This is a genomic window from Streptomyces sp. CB02056 (assembly GCF_001905545.1).
Classification (GTDB): Bacteria; Actinomycetota; Actinomycetes; order Streptomycetales; family Streptomycetaceae; genus Kitasatospora.
Genome location: NZ_LIPD01000011.1, coordinates 40,924 through 61,227, shown reverse-complemented (window position 1 = coordinate 61,227; position 20,304 = coordinate 40,924). Strand labels below are relative to the sequence as shown.

Annotated in this window: 13 protein-coding genes and 1 tRNA gene; 6 read left to right on the top strand and 8 right to left on the bottom strand. The window is 71.4% G+C overall.

Annotated features, from left to right (window positions below):
- Nucleotides 1–33: 33 nt before the first annotated feature.
- From AMK13_RS28675 to AMK13_RS28660, 4 genes are all read left to right on the top strand, one after another.
- Nucleotides 34–1,779, top strand: a complete 1,746-nt coding sequence (locus AMK13_RS28675) for a PD-(D/E)XK nuclease family protein (protein WP_241853071.1) — start codon at nucleotides 34–36, stop codon at nucleotides 1,777–1,779.
- Entirely contained in the window at nucleotides 1,772–3,040 is a 1,269-nt protein-coding gene (locus tag AMK13_RS28670) for a restriction endonuclease-related protein (RefSeq protein WP_074004702.1), read from the top strand. The genes AMK13_RS28675 and AMK13_RS28670 overlap by 8 nt, the downstream gene beginning before the upstream one ends.
- Nucleotides 3,033–6,803 (top strand): hypothetical protein, encoded by a 3,771-nt coding sequence (locus AMK13_RS28665; RefSeq protein ID WP_074004701.1) that lies wholly within the window; start codon nucleotides 3,033–3,035, stop codon nucleotides 6,801–6,803. Before AMK13_RS28670 ends, AMK13_RS28665 begins: the two co-directional genes overlap by 8 nt.
- Before the next feature lie 81 nt (nucleotides 6,804–6,884).
- A complete protein-coding gene (locus AMK13_RS28660) occupies nucleotides 6,885–9,932 on the top strand; it encodes a pPIWI_RE module domain-containing protein (protein ID WP_074004700.1) in 3,048 nt (1,015 codons plus the stop codon).
- A gap of 103 nt (nucleotides 9,933–10,035) precedes the next feature.
- Here the strand turns inward: AMK13_RS28660 and AMK13_RS46480 are convergent, their stop codons facing one another.
- Together AMK13_RS46480 and AMK13_RS28650 are read right to left on the bottom strand one after the other, a co-directional pair.
- On the bottom strand, nucleotides 10,036–10,383 hold the full coding sequence (locus AMK13_RS46480) for an IS3 family transposase (RefSeq protein WP_107418877.1): 348 nt from the start codon (nucleotides 10,381–10,383) through the stop codon (nucleotides 10,036–10,038).
- On the bottom strand, nucleotides 10,380–10,727 hold the full coding sequence (locus tag AMK13_RS28650; protein WP_074004699.1) for a transposase: 348 nt from the start codon (nucleotides 10,725–10,727) through the stop codon (nucleotides 10,380–10,382). Before AMK13_RS28650 ends, AMK13_RS46480 begins: the two co-directional genes overlap by 4 nt.
- Nucleotides 10,728–11,558: 831 nt before the next feature.
- Here AMK13_RS28650 and AMK13_RS28645 point away from each other — a divergent pair.
- A complete protein-coding gene (locus tag AMK13_RS28645; RefSeq protein ID WP_079272564.1) occupies nucleotides 11,559–12,680 on the top strand; it encodes a tyrosine-type recombinase/integrase in 1,122 nt (373 codons plus the stop codon).
- 352 nt (nucleotides 12,681–13,032) lie between these two features.
- On the opposite strand, the gene AMK13_RS28640 is transcribed toward AMK13_RS28645, so the two are convergent.
- The 6 genes from AMK13_RS28640 to AMK13_RS28615 form a co-directional block, all read right to left on the bottom strand.
- Nucleotides 13,033–13,106 (bottom strand) — tRNA-Pro (locus AMK13_RS28640).
- Nucleotides 13,107–13,243: 137 nt separating this feature from the next.
- On the bottom strand, nucleotides 13,244–14,605 hold the full coding sequence (locus AMK13_RS28635) for an MFS transporter (RefSeq protein WP_198959452.1): 1,362 nt from the start codon (nucleotides 14,603–14,605) through the stop codon (nucleotides 13,244–13,246).
- 126 nt (nucleotides 14,606–14,731) lie between these two features.
- Nucleotides 14,732–15,523, bottom strand: a complete 792-nt coding sequence (locus tag AMK13_RS28630) for a DUF1684 domain-containing protein (RefSeq protein WP_074004698.1) — start codon at nucleotides 15,521–15,523, stop codon at nucleotides 14,732–14,734.
- Nucleotides 15,524–15,702: 179 nt separating this feature from the next.
- Nucleotides 15,703–16,572, bottom strand: coding sequence for an acyl-CoA thioesterase (locus AMK13_RS28625; protein ID WP_049658849.1), 870 nt, complete (start codon nucleotides 16,570–16,572; stop codon nucleotides 15,703–15,705).
- Nucleotides 16,573–16,759: 187 nt separating this feature from the next.
- On the bottom strand, nucleotides 16,760–17,449 hold the full coding sequence (locus tag AMK13_RS28620; protein ID WP_380716915.1) for an alpha-ketoglutarate-dependent dioxygenase AlkB family protein: 690 nt from the start codon (nucleotides 17,447–17,449) through the stop codon (nucleotides 16,760–16,762).
- A 374-nt stretch (nucleotides 17,450–17,823) separates the two neighbouring features.
- Entirely contained in the window at nucleotides 17,824–18,624 is an 801-nt protein-coding gene (locus tag AMK13_RS28615) for a LysM peptidoglycan-binding domain-containing protein (RefSeq protein WP_074004697.1), read from the bottom strand.
- 591 nt (nucleotides 18,625–19,215) lie between these two features.
- Between AMK13_RS28615 and AMK13_RS28610 the strand changes: the two genes are divergently transcribed.
- Nucleotides 19,216–20,070, top strand: a complete 855-nt coding sequence (locus AMK13_RS28610) for a hypothetical protein (protein ID WP_074004696.1) — start codon at nucleotides 19,216–19,218, stop codon at nucleotides 20,068–20,070.
- The last annotated feature ends 234 nt before the right edge of the window (nucleotides 20,071–20,304 follow it).

Sequence of the window (20,304 nt, the reverse complement as noted above, 5' to 3'; positions counted from 1 at the left end):
CTCCTGCCCATACCGCCTGCCACGGAGGTCACCATGCGAAATCCACCCGGCGTCGCCGGCCACGACTGGTTGATCAGGGCGAGCCCCCGGATGGCCCGGCCCGACGACGCGGCCTGTCCCACCCACCGACGCACCGCCATGCGGCCCCTGCTCGTCGCCGACCCGACCGTGCCGTTCCGGCGGCCACCCCGCGAGGAGTTCGGGTTCGGCCCGCTCTTCACCGCCCTCGACCTGGTGGAACACGACGGATGGCCCGTGGAGCGGGTACGCGAGGAACTCCGGGGCACCCGCGGTCCCTTCCGGGGATGGGGCGCCCCGGTCCACCCCGCCCACCTGGCCTGGACCGCCCACGCCCTGGAGCGCTACGTAGCCGCCCGTACCCGCGAACAGGCAGCCGCCGTCGAGGCCGGGCTGCCTGAGACCAAGCCGGTGAAGCAGGCATGGACGTGGCGCACTCCCCGCACGGACACTCCCGACGCCCGTGGCGCCCGGCAGTACGAGCACACCCTCTGGGGCCGCATGTACGCCTCCTCCGACGGAAGGGTGCGCGACCTGTGGCTGCCTTCCATGGGCCGGGCCAAGACCGGCCGCCCCGACGCGGAACTCGGGGCCGTGGCGCAGGTGATGGCCTTCGGCGCGCCCACACCTCGCCGCAAACAACGCGCCCAGCCCCCGCCCACCGCGACCGAAAGCACCTGCCCGCCCGAATTGGTCCGTGTCTTCGACATCGGGTGTGCCGACGGGTCCGTGGAGGAGCTGCTCTCCGAAGGCCCCGACGAGGCGAGACAGCGGTTCAGGACCGACGCTGCGCCTGCCTTCGTCACGGCTGCCACCGAACCCGGCGTGCGGCCCGGGGAGAGCTGTGTCAACTGCAAGGCCATCGCCGGCTGCGCGGATCTGAAGCGCACCCCACGGCTGTGGGGCGGGCGCCCTCCGGCTCTCGCACGCGAACGCCGCTCCGTCTCCGTCTGGGACCTGCGACTGCACGCCGAGTGCCCCGCCCAGTATCACCTGGTGCGACGACTGCACCTCAACGACCTCTCGGCCGAGGACCGGGGGGCACGGCGCGGCAGAGCCGTCGACGCCTGGCTCGACGCAGAGCACGCCGAACGCCCGGTGCGCGGCTGCCGGGACCGCGAGATCCCCGAGCCGATGGCGGTACGGGCCAGGGCCGGGCTCGACGACACCTCCGCACGCGAGGCTGCCGGGATGCTCGCGGAACATCGACTGCTGTGCCCCCTCAACGGACTTGACGCCGACGAGCAGGTGCTCGTACAGCATCGGGTCACGGCCTACGTGCCAGAACTCGACATCGTCGTCCTCGCTGTACCCGACCTGGTGTACACCCACCGCGGCCGATGGATCTGGCGCGAGACCAAGACGTCGGCCCGACCGCTGTGGGAACGCGATTCCCTGCTCCGCACCTATCCCCAACTCGCCCTCGGTGTCCTGCTGTTCCACGCGGGCGCGCTCGGCGACGACCCGCGCCGCACCTGGGTCGAACTGGAGCATCTGCGTGAGGTCCGTGGGGAGAGTCGACTCGAACCCATCGACCCCGGCCGCGCCGAGATCGTCGACGAAGCCCGGGCCGTCATCGCCGAACTCGCCCAGCCACTCCTGGACGACACCACCTACGAACCGAGGACCGGACGCCACTGCCACGGTTGTCAGGCCCGGACGTGGTGTCGGCCCGGCACCGCCTACGTCATTGACCATCCGCGCCCGTCGAGCCCCGACACACAGACCTCGCCGCGAGGGGACGCCCCGCCCCATGCCTGACCAACAACTCGTACCGGACTGGCTGTCCAACCCCGATGTCGTCCTCCTGCGGGACGTGGCCACCGCCGTTCTGCACCTGGCGGCCGTCGACCGCCTTGACTCCTTCACTCTGCCCTACCCGGCCGGCGCGCAGCGGGCCCTGGATGCCCTGGTGCTTCAGTGCCTGCGCAGCGGCGCCAAGCCCCCGGCCGGGGTGCCCGAGATGATGCGCTGGGCCCGCGCCCGTCCCTTGGGCAGTTGGCCCCTCGACCGGCTGCCCGCGGACCTGTTCGACACCGCAGACCGGATGATCGACGAGGATTCCGGAGAGCCCACGCAGCTCTGCCACGAGCTCGCCGTGCGGGGACATGGGGACAGCACCGGTCGGCAGTACGACCGCTTGGTGATCCATGAGGCCCTGCGCGCCTGCCGGGCCGTGTCGTCACCCGAGTCGTACACGGCCTTCCGTCGTCTCCTGGTGAATCGGCCCGTCCTCACCGAAGCGGACTGGGCCGAGGTGAGCACCGACCTCTTCCTCGACCCCGTGCGCTTTCTCATCGAGGAGATCTACGCCCCCGTCCCCCTCGGGTTCCGCCGGGACGGCGCGTACCTGTGCTGTCATCGCTGCCTGACCCTGCTCCATCCGGTGTCCGACACCGAGTGGTGGTGCGAGCGCGACCAGTGCCGGCACCAAGGTCCCCCGCCACACGGCCGGGAACTCGTCGCGTCGGAGGTGGGCGAGCTGCGTCAACTGCGGAAACCTCTGAGGCAGTTCGTCACCGGGCCCGGACGCGCCGAGGTCTCCCTGGAGGACGAGCTACGCGCCTTGGGTCTCACCGTCGAGATGTGGCCCGGCTTCGACGCGTACGACCTTCGCATCACCTTCCCCGACGGTCACGTGTGGGCCGTCGACGTCAAGGACTGGGCACACCCCGCCTTCCTCGGACGCGCCGCCACGGCCGTCCGCCCCGAGCCTCCGTACGACGAAGCCTGTTGGGTGGTGCCCGCATTCCGGGTGCGCGCTCGCCGCGACTACCTGGCCATGTATGCCAAGGAGCGGGGCCCGGGGGCTTGCGGTCTGCGGCTGCTGACGGACGACCAGCTGAAACGGACCACGCGGCTGCGGCTGTCCGGCGAACGCGGGCCGGACGCGTCCATCGCGCCCCTGCACACCGTGCCTCTGGCAAGGAAGCACGATGGGGCCCGCACAACGTCGTCCCGGTCCGGAAATCAGACGGCGGCGACCGACGGTGCCGGGAAGCAGGGAGCAGACCATGCGTGACCGCAGCAGCTGGTATCAGCCGGTCGTCGCCGCACTGAAGCCTTGGCCCGAAGAACACGCCGGGACCCGGCCCGCTCTGCTCTGCCAGGTCGAGCTCGCCCTGCGGCTGATGGAGACCGTGGCGCCCGGTCACGCTGCCGACGGGGCGTGGACGCTCCTCGGCGGCTACGGCCTCGCCTTCGCGCGGGCCTCGAAGCTCCCCACTGGCACCACCGAACAGGTCGCGCTGACCGCGGCCCGGCACCTGCTTTGGCCCATGCGCCGCGGCCGGATGTGGCGGCAGAGCCTGGACGCCTACCTGGAACTGCCCGAACGGCTGCGCGCGTACCGCGTCCAGGCGGCCGGGGAGCCCGCCCATCGGGTCCCCCTCAAGGTAGCGGCCGACCGCTTCACCACCTACGACGACGCGCTCGCGAACCTCCCCGGCTTCGCCACGAAGGGACTTCCCCCAGCGGAGGCGGGCGAACACCGCTTCATGGACCGCCGTCACCGGCGCACTTCCGTCACCGTCCCCGCCGATCTCGTGCGGGCCCCCTTCCCCGGCCACCCCCTCACCGCCGAACACCCGGCCACTGCAGGCCCCCTCGACGTGCCGCTCGACGAGCTCGCCGACGTCGCACGGTGGATGGACGCGGAGGAGCAGCGACGGGGGCTCAAGGCGGGGAACTGGGAGCAGCGTCTCGCCCAGCTCGACCTCGACACCCGTACCCCGGACGGGACAGCCTTCGAATCGGCGTCCGCGCTACCGCTCGATCGGCTCACCCACCTCGTCGGTATGGTCGGCGCCGGCAAGTCGACCTTGATGACCCTGCTCGCCGTCTGGGCGTACCACAACGGCCTGCGCATCACTCTCATCGTCGGCGATGTGGCCGAACAGCTGACACTGACCGAGCTGTTCCGCACGCTCGGCCTGAGCGCCGCCCTGGTACAGGGGGGCACGACGCGGCCCCAGCACACCCAGCGGCTGCACCGCAGACTCGCCGCACGGGGAGAACACTCCCTGCTGGCTCACACCGGACCCGTCTTCGCCCACCTCAGCACCGCCTGCCCGCTGGACGCCCTGCGCGCGCTCGACACGTCCGAGCCGCTGCGCTACACCGACGCGCCGTGCGGTGCCCTTCACCCCGCTCGGCGCCAGGAGACCGCCAAGGAGTCCGCGGTCGAGCGGGCGGTACGCGAGCTCGAACGAGCCCGAGGCTCCGTCGACAGGGAGGGTGCCACGGACGACACCGGGGCCGACGATGAGGACCTAGGCACCCCGCACGCCTGCCCGCTGTGGAGCGTCTGCCCCCGACACTCCGCCGCGCGTGACCTCGTGGACGCGCTGATCTGGGTGGCCAACCCGGCCAGTCTCGTCCAGACCGCGGTTCCGCGTCAGCTCAACGCCGAGCGCCTGCGCTATCTGGAGCTGGCCTGTCTGCGCAGCGACATCGTCGTCGTCGACGAGGCAGACCGCGTACAGATGCAGCTCGACCAGATGTTCGCCCCGTCGGCCACCCTCGTCACCACCGGTGTCTCCGACTCCTGGCTCGACCAGTTGCAGACCCACGAGATCGCCGAACTCGCCCGGCAGGGACGGCTGCAGCTCTCCGACCAGGACGTGGAACGGTGGTCCGCCGCCCTGGACGTCGTTGGTTCCGCCGCGGACCGGCTGTACGCCATGCTCATCGACGACGGAGCGATGCGGGACTGGGCGCAGATCGACTACTTCAGTGCGTGGACGCTCCAGGAGAAGCTGCTGCACGCCTGGTACCCGCTGACGCGAGGCCAGGCCGCCGGGCGACCGGACAACACGAGCGAAGGGGACGTCGAGGACGAGAGCGCACTCTACGAGGATGAGGAAGGGCTCGGGGCCGACGGCAACTCCCCTGTCCCCGAGGCTCCCTGGGCGCAGCGACGCACGGAGATCACCGGGTTCTTCGACACGTTCCGCGACGATCCGCTCGGCGGACGCGGCCCCTATGGAACCCCCGCCGACAAGCTCACTGCCCTCGCCCACGACGTCCTGCACACCCTCGACGAGAAACAGACACGGCGCCGGGTCCGCGCGCTCCTCGACTCCTTCCTCGTCGGAGCGCCGGGCCCGGAACAGCGCCCCGTGCCCGCCGCCGAACGAGGCAAAAAGCCTGCCCCCGAGGACGTACCACTCACCGCGGAGTGGCGGGAACTCAACGCACGGCGACTGGAGTTCACCCTCGTCCTCGCCGCCCTGCACCAACGCCTGGACCGGGTGACGTTCTTGTGGCCCCAGGTGGAGGCAGCGCTACGGCTGGACTCCGCGGCCCATGAACTGACCCGCCGCCCACCCCTCGACTACGCGCCACTTCTACCCGAAGCGCCCATGGGCAACGTCCTGGGCTTCCAGTACCTGGTGGACGAACGGGCCGCCGCCCGCGACAAAGACGGGCACCGCACCGGCACCCTGCGCTTCTTCCGTTGCGCGGGCGTGGGCCGGGAACTGCTCCTGGGTCTTCCCCAGCTCGGCGCCGACCCAGGCCTCGGCAAGGCAGGCCCACACGTGCTGCTGATGTCGGGCACCAGTTGGGCCGGCACCTCTACCCGGGCCCATGTCGTCGCCCCCGTCCGTGCCGTACTGAAACCGCAGCGCAAGGCTCTCGCCGCCATCCGGGAGACCGTGTTCCGCACCGAGTTCCTCTACGACGCCGCAGGACAGCCGATCCGGCTCTCCGGCCAGGACCCCGACCAGCGCGAGGATGTCCTGCGCCTGATGATCGACCGGCTCGCCCGATCCCGGAGCGACGGCAACTCCTCCCCTCTCCAGAGCGAACTCGCCCGAATCCCCGACCAGCGCCGCAAGCGTGCTCTGCTTCTGGTGGGCAGCTACACGGAAGCCAAGGTGGCCGCCACAGCCCTGAACGAGATCCCGCGCTGGCATGGCCGGGTACGCGTTCTGGCCGCCGACGACGCCGAACTGGAGGCCGCCGTCGACGGGGCGGCGCCGACGGGGAGTCAGGCGCCGGGCATGGGATCAGGTGCGGGAGCGGTCCGGCGTGGGGACCTCGCGTCCTTCGCCGACGATCCGGACGCCGAACTGCTCGTGGCGCCCCTCCTCGCCGTGGAACGAGGACACAACATTCTCACTGCCCCCCAACGGCCCGGCGAGGAGAAGGTGGCGGCGTTCGGAACGGTGTTCTTCCTGGTCCGTCCGCACCCCCGCCCTGACGACCTCTCCCTGGCGGTCTTCGCCATCAACGACTGGGCGACGCGGTTCGTACGCGGTCAGCTGAAGCTGCCGGGCGAAGGGACGTTCAGCGACATGGTCACCCAGGCCGGGGACCTGAACGCGGCAGGTAGTGCTTTCAGGACCACCGCGCGCGGCGTGTGGCGGCACGTACTGTCACGGCCCTACATCTACTCCTCGCTCTCCGATGACGAGAAGAAGTCCTTCGTCTGGGACCAGCTCGTCACCATCTGGCAGGTCATCGGGCGCCTCGTCCGCGGTGGCGTACCCGCCCGCGTCGTGTTCGTCGACGCGGCTTTCGCACCGCGACTCGCCGAGGCACAGGCACCCTTCACCGGCCAGAACCGGCGCCCACGCCGCGCAGGCGACCCCGGGCTGCTGGTCAGGCTACGGGACGTTCTGGCGCCGTACTTCGCGCACACCAACACGGACGCTGGCACCGTCGGGTACGGCGCGCGCACCGATCCCGCCGACGCCGCACTCGTCAAGCTGCTCTACCGACCGCTGTACGAAGCGCTGTGCGCCATGGGGACATCACCCGGCCCACGATCGGTCAAATGAAGCACGCCAACCACCGCCCTGGGCAGCACTGTTAGCGGGCAACCGCACCCGCCACGTACGGACATCGCAGGGAGAACCTACATGTACAAGAACATCCGCCGATCCGCGTACCACTTGGCCGAGGAGGGCACCCCCTGGAGCGAGGACTTCCACGCACTCCCTTTCCCCGAACACTGGCACGCCGGACTCCTCGAACTGCACAACCACGGGCGGGACGAGGAGAAGCGGCAGCCGACGCTGCCCACCCGCCGACTCGACGGTGTGCTTCAGACCCTCGCCCCCGACGTGATCGTCCGCCCCCGGCCGCGGATCCCCGTGGAACCGGGGCCGCAGGCCGCCGAGGACTTCTGGATGTATGTACCGGCCTCGGCGCCCGACCCCCTCCCGGGCCGTTCCATGCAGCAACTCCTCGACGCCTGGCTGCGTACCCTCGGCCCCAAGGACTCCGCACAGGATCCCAGGTTCCGCTCGCTGTTGCTCGCGAGCAGCACCGGGCTGAAGCAGAACCTGCCTAAGTGGCAGCCCGTCAAAGGCGTCGACCTCCTCACTACCCCGACCATCCGGGGCGGCACTGCCGCTCCGGAACCGCGCCAGTTCCAACTCGCCACCGACGCCCTGGCACGCCGCATCCTGACCCTCGACCCCTTCCCGTTCGAGGGCGGGGAGCTGCGGTTCCGGGCACTGCCCCGCGGACCTCGCGACCAAGGCGCGGAACTCATGTCGCAGCCCCTGTGCCGGACCGTCAAACGCAAGGAATGGTGGTTCTCCGTCCTCCTGAACATCTCCCTGCACACCACACCGTTCGACCCCAGGCCGCGTCTCCACCTGCACTGGGGTGTACGCCGCTGGGCGACCCACCCTCGGACCACCACCAAACGCCTCAACCTGCCCTACCGAGAGGCCACTACCGTCTACCTGCGGCCCACCATCCCCTGGCTGCCCGGCGCACCGGCCACCGAACGCTACGCACTGGCACGCCTGCGCCGCGACCGGGCCGCCGACACCTTCGTCTGGTCGGAGAACGACACCGCCGGCATCCTGCGCGGACTCAGCCTCGCCGGCAACTTCCCCGACCCCGAACAACTCCTCACCGAACCGGTCTCCTGGATCGGCGAGGGCCGCGGCGTCCGCGCCGCCGTGGTCCACAGCACCAGAATGGGCAAGCACGAGATCGGCACCGGCTTCATGCCCAACCAGCGGGCCCAGCTCACCGAATGGGCCGAGCAGGCCCTTCCTGAAACACTGGCCCGGGTACCCGACCTCACGCGCGGACGCAGCAAGGGCATCGGCGCGCCGGAGAACCGGCGGCCCAAGCCCAGGACCGACGAGGCCAAGAAGACCGAGCTGCTGCGCGAGACCCGGGCACGGCGCGTGACACTCGCGGCACAGGCCCGGATCGCCTCCCACGGCCCGGAACAGGCCGGCCCGCCCGTGGTGGAGGCCCGGCTGCTGTGGCAGTCGCCCGAGGTACGCGGCGAGGCAGTGGAACAGTTCGCCAAGGCCCTGGGCCTCGACGGCGACGGCGGCGCCAGTGCCGCCCACGTCACGGACCGGGACTTCGACGAGGCCACGCCCGGAGCACCGGTGGTCCTGGAGTGGCGGACGGCGGAGGTCACACTCCGGCTGCGCTGCCTGCCCCTCGCCGACGGACTGGGCGACCGGCTCGTGCCCGACCTGGTGGTCAAGGGCAAAGGCGCGGCGCTCGCGGCGGCCGTCGCCGAACGGCGCCGCGCCCTACGCGCCTGGCTCCGCGCGGACGACGCGGACCCCTCCCGCCCCGGACTCGCCCTCGTGGAAGTCGCACACCGCAGTACATTTCGCCAGGCGTCGACGGACCCCAAGTTCGCCATCCGCCTCGGGTGCGCCGACGCAGGCCTGCTGACTCAGTTCGTAGTCACCCCGTCCACCGATCGGCAGATCGATAATGCGGAAAGCCTCGACCACCGCACGTACAGCTCGTGGCTCGACGGACTGCGCCAGCTCGGTGTCCGCGTCCTGCCCCAGCACACCCTCGGTGACGATCTTCCGGACTCGCTGCAATACGCGGCGGTGTGGATGGTGAAACGTCGCAAGGACGGCCCGACCCGGTTGCCCAAGCACCTGCCTGTGGCCGTCCTCGTCACCCCGCTCCCGGCCGGGGAAGGCCTTGCAGCCGTACGCGGCTGGGATGACACCGCGGGGGAATGGGTGCCCTACCCTCAGTTCCTCCTCGGTCTGGTGAAACAGGCGGAGATCGGCCCCGAAGCGTTCACGGAACCCGAGACTTCAGACGATGACGCACGCCCCGATGCCCCTCGGGTCACCGGCAAGCAGTGGCGCAGTAACCTCGCCCAACAGCGCAGGGAGACCGCGGCCTTCCTCCAACGTGTGCTGCACTCCCTCCGAGGGCAGCCCACCGCACTGATCACCCATGCTCAGAACAGCCGACTCCACTGGCCATGGCTCCAGGACGGCCAGATCGAACGCGACCTGATCAAGCCCGGCCACGCCCCTGCAGGCCGACTGGACGACGAACTCCGCCTCGTGCGCGTGCGCGGGTGCGGCGGTCGCGAGAGCGCCCAGTGGTGGGGCCTGGCCGACCCGGGCAAGCCCCACGGGCAGCCGGCCGGCTTCTGGGCGCAGGATCCCCAACAGCGGTACGGGGAAAGGGCTTCGTCGCGCGAGCGGGTCTTCTACAGCACCACCGAACGCCCCGGAACCCATGCGATCTCCCCCGCACTCGACCGCCTCGCCACCCGGGTCAACGCGGCAGGCAACCTCACCTCGCAGGCCGGCACCAGCGCCTGGAACCCGACGCTGGTGGAGATCGCGGTACTGGGCTGCCACGAGGACGACGACTCCGCGGCCCCCGTACTGGAAAAGCCCGACGACCCCGAGGCGCTGGCCCTCGCCATGCACCAGCTCCGCCAAGCCCCGGATTACGCCGCCGCCCTGTCTCTCCCCCTCCCCCTCCACCTCGCGGGGCTGGCCCAGGCATACGTCCTCCCGACACTCGCCAACGACGACCGGACTTTGAACGAGGAGTCGGACACACCCGCCGGAGACCAGATCGGGGAGGATCCAGACCTCGCCGACGCGGCCGGACTATCCACGACGCCGGACGACGAGGCCGAGACGGCCCACGGCTGACGAGGGGATCGACAACTACGCAGTGCTGACGATGGAGGACACCGTATCCACGAGACCTGTGTTCTGACTGGGCGTTTCGCCGTGATGACGGGGTTCAGGTTCCTCACCCGGTCGGGGTGGTTTCCCTGGTGAGGCGGCGGATCATGAGGCCGATCATCGCGACATGGATCGCGGCTTCCGAGCGGGCGGGTAGGGCTTCGTAGTGGTTGATCCGAGTTCCGGTCCCGCGCAGTTCCGCGGTCACCCTGGGCGAGCCGTAGGCGCCGCCGGAATCGGCGTGGATCCGGCGGATCCGTTCGGCCAGGACCTCGTCCTGGTACCTGCGGACGGCTCTGGCATCAGCACCGCTGAGCCACTTGTAGTAGCTGGAGCGGTTGACGTCCAGGACCTGGCACAGCCGCTTCACCTCATAGGCGTCTCTGTGGTCGTGGACGAACTGGAAGCGGCTCACCAGTTCGTCTCGCCGGCGAAATACTTGGCCGCCCTGCGCAGGATGTCCCGCTCGGTGGCCAGCTTCCGCTCGTTGGCCTCGAGCTCGGCCACACGGGCCTCCAACTGCCGGGTCCGCTCGGCCGGATCGGCGGCCACGGCCGACTGTCCTGCCAGGGCCGCCTTCCCGCCCGACCTGGGGACGGTGGGGACGACACCGCGGCGTTCGCGGTCCCGCAGCACCCACTCACGCAGCGTCGCCCTGTTGATGCCCAGGTCAGCGGCAATGTCCTTGTACGTCGCTCCGAGCGTGGACTCGTACAGGGCCACGGTATCGGCCCTGAACTCGTCCGAGTAGTCCTCCATCGCTATCGGCGGTGTTTTCGCTTCCTCCGGATCAAGCAGATCCAGTATCAGCGTGTCCCCCCATCAGGGCGAAGGCCCGAGCCGCGGAAGCGTTCGCTGTCGCACAGGCTGCTCGATCACAAGCACAACTGTGCAGTGCTGGGCGGCGATCGCCGATGCGCGATTGCTGGCGCAAGAAGTGAAGGTAGACAACCTCGCGTGGCGCTGCAACGGGCGACCCATTTCAGACTGGGCAATATCAATATCGGATCGTTGACCGTCGGAGTCTGCCTCGCCCACTCCTCTTCATTCCCACACTGGTGATGGTGGCGTCATAGCCGCCAACTACTGCTTGTTCGATGGCTCGACCAGATCGAGGCGTGGCTCCAGATGGGCTCGGGCCCGTGCGGAACGCCGACGCCTGGCGGCGCTGTACCAATGCCGACAACGCAGCGTAACGGGAATCGGCCAGGGCACGCCTTCGTAGGCGACATCAACCACCGAGGGTGACAGGGCGCCAGCGTTGACCTGCCAGGAACCGCGCCGCGCTGCACGAGGCGCAGCCATCAAGTCCAGGTGCGGGTGCTCACCGGAAGTCGCAGGTCAGGCCACAAATTCCGTGTTGGTGATCGCATGGTGGTCGCAGTCGGCCATCCAGACGTGAAATCTGTAGCCTCGCGGGCTGATTGAGAAAGTCAGGACCGCAGGAGGCAGGAGAAAGTGGTGCGCAGTTCGGGGCGGCGGCGGGGTCGGGTCTACCGTCGGTGCGGGTGCCGCGACGCGGCTCGGCGCCAGCTCGGCGCCGGATGCCCGCGCCTGGTCGAGGAGGGGCACGGCACGTGGACCTTCGCCGTGGACATCCCCTCGCTCAGCGGTCGCAGGCGCACGGTGCGGCGCGGCGGTTTCGAGGACGACTTCGCCGCCGAGAGCGCGCTGCGACGCTTCCTCGAAGGCCGCCAGCTGGGCTTCGACGCAGACCCGCACGAGACGGTGGCCGCCTACCTCACCAAGTGGCTGAAGTCGATGGAGTTCCTGCTCAAGCCCACCACGTACGCCCGCTACCGCACCTATGTGCTCTGCGAGTTGATCCCCGTGTTCGGCAAGATGCGCCTGGAGGAGCTCGCCCACGATCACATCGCCTCCTACGCACACGAGCAGCTCGAGTCCGGCCGCGGCCGCCAGGCCGTCTACCACTGCCTGGCCACGCTCTCCAGCGCCCTGGGGACCGCCGTCCGCACCCACCGGCTCCCCTTCAACGCGGCTCAGCCCCTGCCCATGCGCCGGCCCCGCGCCGACGAGCGCGTGCCCTGGAACGCGGAGCAGGCCGTCACCTTCCTTGCCCACTGCCGCGACGTCGACCCCGCCTTCGCCGACCTCTTCGAGGTCATCATCGGAACCGGCCTGCGCAAGGGCGAGGCACTCGGGCTTCAACGCCAGTGCGTCCGGATCGAGGACCGCGTCATGTACATCCGCCACACCCTCTCCGCCATCGACAACCACGAACTCGTCCTGACCGCACCGAAGACGAAGAAGAGCCGCAACTGGGTGCCCCTGTCGGAGCGCGTCGCCGCCGCCCTCCAGCGCGCCATGGCCAGGAGCACCTCCACCGACAACGACCATGTCTTCCAGGGCACGGACGGCAACCCCCTCCACCCGGCCGCGGTCCGCCGACGCTTCCACGAGCTGCGCAAGCAGACCGGCCTGCCCCACGTGACCATCCACGACCTACGGCACCTTGCCGCGACCCTCGCCCTGGAGGGCAACGTCTCCATGGCGGTCATCTCCAAGACGCTGCGGCACTCCACGCTCTCGACCACTGCGAACATCTACAGCCACCTGACCTGGGAAGTGGCCATGGCCGCGGTCCACACCATCGAAGCCAGGCTCTGCCTCGTCGAAGCCCGCGCGCGCGGCGTTGACGCCCTCGCCCTCAGCGGCCCGGCACCGAACGCGCTCTTCAGCCACGCCGCCTGACGGCGCTACAGCCCACGTCCAACGCCAGGGGCACACAGAACACCCGGGCAGCCGGTCTATAGCTGACGTCCACCCAAGCAACCGCCCACAAACGGATGCCGCGGGTCTCACAGGCATACCCGCCCACAGGAAAATCAACGTCACTCCGACGCCGAACAGCGTCCAAACGGGCTGTCAGCTGCGCTCAGCTCGCCAGCGAAGGACGGGCCAGCCACCCCGAGGAGCTCCCGAGTGCAGGTAGTGCCCTCCGAGTGCGACGTGAACGGGCGTTCACGACCACACTGCGACCACCAACCACGAAGGCCGTCTCCGCCATCCGGCGGAAACGGCCTCTGACCTGCAATGATGCAAGTCGGGACGACAGGATTTGAACCTGCGACCCCTTGACCCCCAGTCAAGTGCGCTACCAAGCTGCGCCACGTCCCGTGGTCTCGGCGCCTGCAGCGGGGCCTGGGGGGCTCTGCTGTGGGCTTCTCGACCTTGTCTCCGGTTGTCCCGGCGACGTGGAAAACAATACAGCACGTCGGGGGGTGCTCGCTGCCAGGTTCGGGGGGTGGGGTGGGTCAGGGGGTGGGGTGGCGGGCGTCGTAGGTGAGGAAGGCGGGGCGGCGGGCGGCGAGGAGGAGGACGGCGGCGACGCAGGCGAGACCGCCGGTGATCACGGAGGTGGCGGGGTTGGTGAGGGCGGCGACGGTGCCGGACTCGAAGTCGCCGAGGCGGGGGCCGCCGGCGACGACCACGATGAAGATCCCCTGGAGGCGGCCGCGCATCTCGTCCGGGGCCGCGACCTGCATCATCGTGTTGCGGAAGATCATGCTGACGGTGTCGGCGCAGCCCGCGACCGCGAGCAGCAGGAGGCCGAGCCAGAGGTTGTGGAGGGCGCCGAAGGCCGCGATGGCCAGGCCCCAGGCGGCGACGGCGGCGAGGACGGCGACGCCCTGGCGGTGGACGCGGCCGACCCAGCCGGAGAAGAGCGCGCCGATCAGGGCGCCGACGGCCGGGGCGGAGACCAGCAGGCCGACGGTGCCGGCGTCGCCGCCGTAGAAGGTGACCGCGATGGCCGGGAAGAGGGCGCGCGGCATGCCGAAGACCATCGCGGCCAGGTCGGCGAGGAAGCTGGTGCGCAGGTTGGGCTGCTCGCGCAGGAAGCGGAGGCCGTCGAGGACGGAGGCGCGGCCCTTGCGCTCGCCGAGCGGCCGCATGGCGGGCAGGCGCCACATCGCGTAGAGGGTGCCGGTGAAGGCGACGGTGTCGACCAGGTAGGCGGCCTGGGATCCGTAGGCGCCGATGAGGACGCCGCCGAGCATCGGGCCGACGGTGAGGCCGAGGTTCATGCTGACGGTGTTCAGGGCGTTCGCCGCCGGGAGCTGGTGGCTGGGCACCAGGCGGGGGATCATCGCGGAGCGGGCGGGCGAGCTGATCGCGAAGAAGCCAGCCTGGACGGCGACGGCGGCGTACAGGACGGCGACCAGGCCGAGGCCGGCCAGCGCCTGCGCGGCCAGGGCGGCGGAGACGACCGCCAGACCGGCCGAGCCGAGCAGGCCCAGCCGGCGCCGGTCGACGGTGTCGGCGATCGCGCCGCCGTAGAGGCCGAAAGCGACCAGCGGGACGAGGGAGAAGATGCCGACCAGGCCGGTCGCGAAGGCGGAGCCGGTCAGGTCGTAGACCTGGACGGAGACGGCGACGGCCGTCATCTGCTGGCCTATGGAGGAGACGGCCTGCCCGGCCCAGACCCGGCGGTAGTCGGGGTGGTCGCGCAGCGGGCTGAGGTCGGCGAAGGCCCGCCGGTACCAGGGGGAGCCAGCGGCCGCCTCCGGCCCGGGTCCGTCCCCTGCCCCGGGTCCGTCCCCCGGTCCGGGTTCCGGTTCGGGTTCGGGATCGGCGGCGGAGGGCACGGAGGACGGGCCGGGCGCGGGGGACGGCATGGAATGTTGATTGTTCGACATAGTCCCTCATGCTCCGCTCCGCCCCCGGACAGCCCCACACCGGGGCCGCCCCAGCGAAAGCCCGCCCCCGCCCGCGACGCCCCGGCCCCACCCGCGAGGCCCCCGCTACCGGCTCAGCACCTGCCTCTCTCCCGCCTCCACCGCGAAGTCCAGCCGGTTGCCCGGCGGCGGGAACGGGCAGATGAAGTGGTCCGAGAAGGCGCACGGCGGCAGGTAGGCCCGGTTGAGGTCGAGGACCGTACGACCCTCGGCGTCGGGCGCGGGCAGGGTGATGAAGCGGAAGCGGTAGGTGTCGATGCCGCTGGTCGTGTCCGCGATCACGCCGCTGAGCCGATCGCCCGACCGGCTGACGGTCAGGGTGCGGTGCTCGCCCGCCACCGTGAAGGCGATCTGCCCGGAGACGGCCAGCGGGCGCTCCCGGCCGTCGGCGTTCGGCACGACGACCGACCGCGCGTCGTCGTCCTCGAACGGGGTGAAGACGGCGGGCACGGCCCACTCGGGCGCGTACGGGAAGGCGGAGATGCCCGCGAACGCCGTCCGGCGGGGTGCGGCCGGGTCGAAGACCCGCAGGGCCAGCTCGCCCTCGCGCTCGATCGGGACGAGCAGCAGGCCTCCCAGGACGGCGGTGTCGGCGGCCGGGTCGCTGTCCGGGCGCAGCAGCGCCTCGCCGTCCACCGGTGCGTCGGCGCCGTCGACCGTGATGCCGTCGGACGCCGCCGCCCGGACCCGGACGCCCTCGGCGTCGGCCCACCAGCGCCCGGGCAGGCCGGGGATCTCGGCGGGCTCGGGCTCCAGCCAGTGCGTGCCGGTGAGTGCGAGCTGGCCGTGCTGCGCGCTCACCGACGCCGCCCGGCCGTCACTCCAGTGCTTCCAGTCCTCCGCGGCCGTCTCCGTCATCGGTCCACCCTCCCGGTCGGTCCGTGGACGGCCCGCTGTTCGGGCCGCCCGTCCTCCGTCATCCACAACACCGTCCGCGCGGACGGATCATTCCCGTCGGCCCGATGTCGCCGAAACCGCAACACGGCGGCAACGCGCCGACACCGGGCACAACACGGGGCACCACTCCGGCCACACACCTACCCCTCGCGGCGCTTCAGCGGACGGAACAGCCCCTCCTGCACCACGGACACCACCAGCCGGCCGTGCCGGTCGAAGATCTGCCCGCGGGCCAGGCCGCGCGCGCCGTGCGCGATCGGGGACTCCTGCTGGTACAGCAGCCAGTCGTCCGCCCGGAACGGCTGGTGGAACCACATCGCGTGGTCGAGCGAGGCCATGTCGAAGCTCCGCTCGCCCCACAGCGGCTCGACCGGGGCGCGGACGGCGTCCAGCAGCGTCATGTCGCTGGCGTAGGTGAGGGCGCAGACGTGGATCAGCGGGTCGTCCGGCAGCGGGCCGTTGGTGCGCAGCCAGACGCCGCTGCGCGCCTCGACGCCCTCCAGCTCCTCCTTCGTCCAGCGCAGCCGGTCGACGTAGCGGATGTCGAAGGGCTGGCGGCGGCTGATGAACGGGGGCAGCTCGCCGAGCCGGGAGCCGACCTCGTCCAGGGCGCTGGGCAGCTCCTCGGGGGCGGCGACGGGCGGCATCGGGTACTGGTGCTCGATGCCGGCCTCCTCGGGTCTGTGGAAGTCGGCGGTGAGGGCGAAGATCGACCGGCCGCCCTGGATGCCGAGCACCCGGCGGGTGGTGAAGGACCGGCCGTCACGGATCCGGTCGACCTGGTAGACGATCGGCACACCGGGGACCCCGGGGCGCAGGAAGTAGGCGTGCAGCGAGTGGACCGGGCGCTCGTCGTCCACCGTGCGCCCCGCCGCGACCAGCGCCTGCCCGGCGACCTGGCCGCCGAACGTCCGTTGCAGCGCCTCCTCGGGGCTGCGCCCACGGAAGATGTTGAGTTCGATCTGCTCAAGGTCGAGCAGATCGACAAGGTCGTCGACGGGGGTACCCATGGGCACGTTTCCTCTCCGGACTCCGAACAATTCTCCAGCTCAATCGAATCCTTTGGCGACCCGGGTCATTCCCGCGCAGCGGTCCGGAACGCCCAGTTCACTCGAACGAGTAGGCGAGCCGACGAGCAGGTGACGGACGGGACGGCCCGGTCGGCCAGGAGGCCCCCACCGGCCGCACGACCTCCGGCTACGCCCCCAGCCCCGACTCCCGCACCGTGATGTTGAGCCGCCCGAGCAGCCCCAGCGCCGGATCGGCCGTCCCCGGCAGCGTCCGCACCACCCCGTGGTACGCGAACCGGGCCGGGCCGCCGAACACCAGCAGGTCGCCGCTGCGCAGCTCCAGGTCCGTCCACGGCCGGGTCCTGGTCTCGGTGTTCCCCAGCCGGAAGACGCAGCCGTCGCCCAGCGAGAGCGAGACCACCGGCGCGTCCGCCCGCTCGTCGCGGTCCTGGTGGAGGCCCATCTTCGCGCCGTGCGCGTAGTGGTTGACGATCGCGATGTCCGGCGCGTACGACGCCGCCCCCGCGACCTCCCCCAGCGCGGCCCCGTACGCCTCGGCGACGGCCCTGCGCGCCAGGTCCCCGAGCAGCCGCGGGAACGGTTTGACGGGCGCGCCGTCCTCGGCGACCTCCCGGTACCCGTACGGGTACCAGTGCAGGCCGAGGCTCACCATCCGGACGGACATCATCCCGCCGGTGGGCATCCGCACGGCGTGCAGACCGGCCGGCGGGCGGGCCCACTCCCGACAGGCGGTGACCAGGCGCCGCTGCGCGTCGAGGTCCAGCCAGCCGGGCAGCAGGACGGCGCCGGGGGCCGGCTCGGAGCGCTCGCGCGCGCCCGGGGACCCGCCCGGATCACCGAACAGCTCGCCCTGGATCACCCCACCATCCTCCCGCACCGCGCCCACCCGGGCCGACCCGCGCCGGGCCCGGGCCCAGCCCCGGGCCCAGCCCGGTCGCCGACGGCGGGCACACCCCCGCGCGACCTCGACTCCCGCCCGCGGGAACGCCGACGGCCGCTCCCCCGACCGGCGGAGGAACCCGCGCGGCGGAGAAGCGGCCGTGAAAGCCGTGCACATCGGTACGCACATCCGTACGTCGACGCACCGACAGCCGACGCACCGACAGATCAGCGCATGAACAGATCGGCACATCGGCACCCGGTCGGGCACCGGCACGGTGAGCCCCGGGCAGCCGACACCGACCGCGCACGGGGCCTCACGTGCTCGAGGAGGCCTCAGCTGGGCAGACCTCAGATGCTGAGGGTCTGGCCCGGGAAGATCAGGTCCGGGTTGCCACCGATGACCTTGGCGTTGTTCTGGTACAGGTCGTGCCAGTCCAGGCCCTGCGCGGCGGCGATGGAGCTCAGGGTGTCACCGGCCTTGACGGTGTAGTCGCCCTTGGCGGCCGGCTTGGCGTCGTTCGAGCGGTTCCAGGACTTGGCGCCCTGGTCGGCCTTCGGCGCGGACTTCTGGGCGTCGGCCTTCGGGGCGGCAGCCTTCGGCGCGGCGGCGTCGTTCTTCGGCGCGGCCTGAGCCTTCGGCGCGGCCTTCGGGGCCTCGGCCGGCTTGGCGGCGGGCTTCGGGGTCTGCGCCGGCTTGGCGGCGGTCGAGCCGGCGGCGGAGCCCGCCGAGGTGTCGACGGCGGCCGGGGCGCCGCCCTTGGTCAGGCCGGCCTTGACGGAGCAGACGGGCCAGGCGCCCGGGCCCTGCGAGGCGAGGACCTTCTCCGCGACGGCGATCTGCTGCGCCTTGGTGGCCTGGTTGGCCTGCGACGCGTAGGCGGTGCCACCGAACGCGGCCCAGGTGCTGGAGGTGAACTGCAGACCGCCGTAGAAACCGTTGCCGGTGTTGATGGCCCAGTTGCCGCCGCTCTCGCACTGGGCGACGGCGTCCCAGGTGGAGACGGAGGCGGCGGAGGCCGAGGTGGCCGTGACGAGGCCGGCCACCGGCAGGGCCGCGACAGCGGCGCCCGCCACGACAGCCATCCGAACGCGGTTGCGCTTGGTGGCGGTGGAGGTGGTGGCAGCGGCGGTCTCGTTACGGAAGGTCATGAGGTTCCTCTCGACAGCCCCGGGCGGGCATGCGGAACCAGACCCCGGGAAGGGCCGTGATCACTCGCTGCGTCCGTCGGGCGGCCGGGCACGTGTCGGACGTGCCGCTTGCCGCCCCGGCCACCCAGCCGCTCGCCGACGACGTGTTCGAGCGATCGCGTCGGCGGGCACCTGCCACGCCCGGCGGACCGGGGGGCTGTGCGTCGGGGGTGAACCCGGGTGGCGCTCGTTGCGCCGTCCAAGAAGCTACGAGCCGATCAACGGGGAATCCAAAACCTCGACGGTCTGCCCAGCTCAGCCAAGGGTTACCGGCGGTAACGACCATGCAATCATGCCCGAATTGTCCGCTTTAACCGTCGATTCCTAGATCAAACATCCGGACTCCGTGACTCACCTCACTGTTTGATTCCGGCAGTCCCGGCACCGACATCGACAGATTGCGACCACGAGAACACGCGGTGCGGTCGGATCCGAGGCAATTCACGTCAGCCTCCAGGGGCACCCGTGACGCCTGACACAAGGGCCCGTTGGGCATGGCGACCTCTCCGTGTCCGCCCCAGCACCCCATCCACACCCATCCGAGGAGACCCTGTGCCGCGCATGCTCGACGTCAGCGACGAGGTCCGGTCCGAGATCGGCGACGACGAAGCCGACCGCCTGCTAGGTGGCGACCGCGCCCCCGACGGCTACGAGTGCACCTCCTGCCGGACCCCCGGCGACACGCACGTGGAGCCCACCAGCACCGTGCTGTTCGTCGGCGACGAGACCGCCGTCCTCGCCTTCGCGCACGCCCGCTGCATCCCCTCCCAGGTCGTCCCGGTCTCCGAGGAGCAGCTGGCGGGCGCCGTCCGCAGCATCAGCCAGACCCAGCCCGGCGGCCCGGACCTCGCCGTCCCCGCCGCCGTGCCGAGCGCCCCCGCGCCGGCCCCGGCCGCGCCCGTCGGCCCGGCCCCGACCCAGCCGGCCGCCCCCGGCCAGGCCGCCATCCTCGGCATCACCTGCGGGCTGGTCCTGCACGGCAAGGTCGGGCACGCCTCGCTGGTGGTCGAGCCGACCGGGCCGGTCGGCCGCCCCGGCAGCACCTCGGGCGAGGACGAGTTCCTCGACCTGCTCCAGGACGCCGGCTTCCAGCCCGTCACCGACCTCGACGAGACCCCAGACCAGCTGCCCGGCTGGTCCGTCCTGGTCGCGATGGGCAAGCTGCACGCGATCCTCCAGCCCGCCGCGGCCGGCGGCAGCACCGGCTGGTGGCAGGCGCACCAGCCGCTCCAGGTCACCGACGCCTGGCGGATGGCCGCGAGCCAGCTCTCCGAGGTGACGATGTACGCCGTGCCGGCCGGCATGGTCGGCCGGCAGCCCCGCGAGGACCTGCTGCGCCAGGCGCTGGAACGGGCGGTGGCGCTGGGCCAGGTGGTCGCCGCCTCCCTCCCGCTCGCCGGCACCTGATCCGGCTCCGCGCCCCAACCCGCCGGACGGCCGCCTCCCACCCCACGGCAGCCGTCCGGCGGGCGCACGCCCGCGACACCCAGCCGCGCGCCATGCCCGGGAACACCCCGCCACACCCGCCCGCGCCCTGCGCTCCCCGCTTCACTCCGCCGTGCCCGCGCCCGCCCCGGCGTGCCCACACCCCGCCCGGCGCGCGCACCCGTTGCGCACTCCGGCGTGTAGGTGCACCCCCGC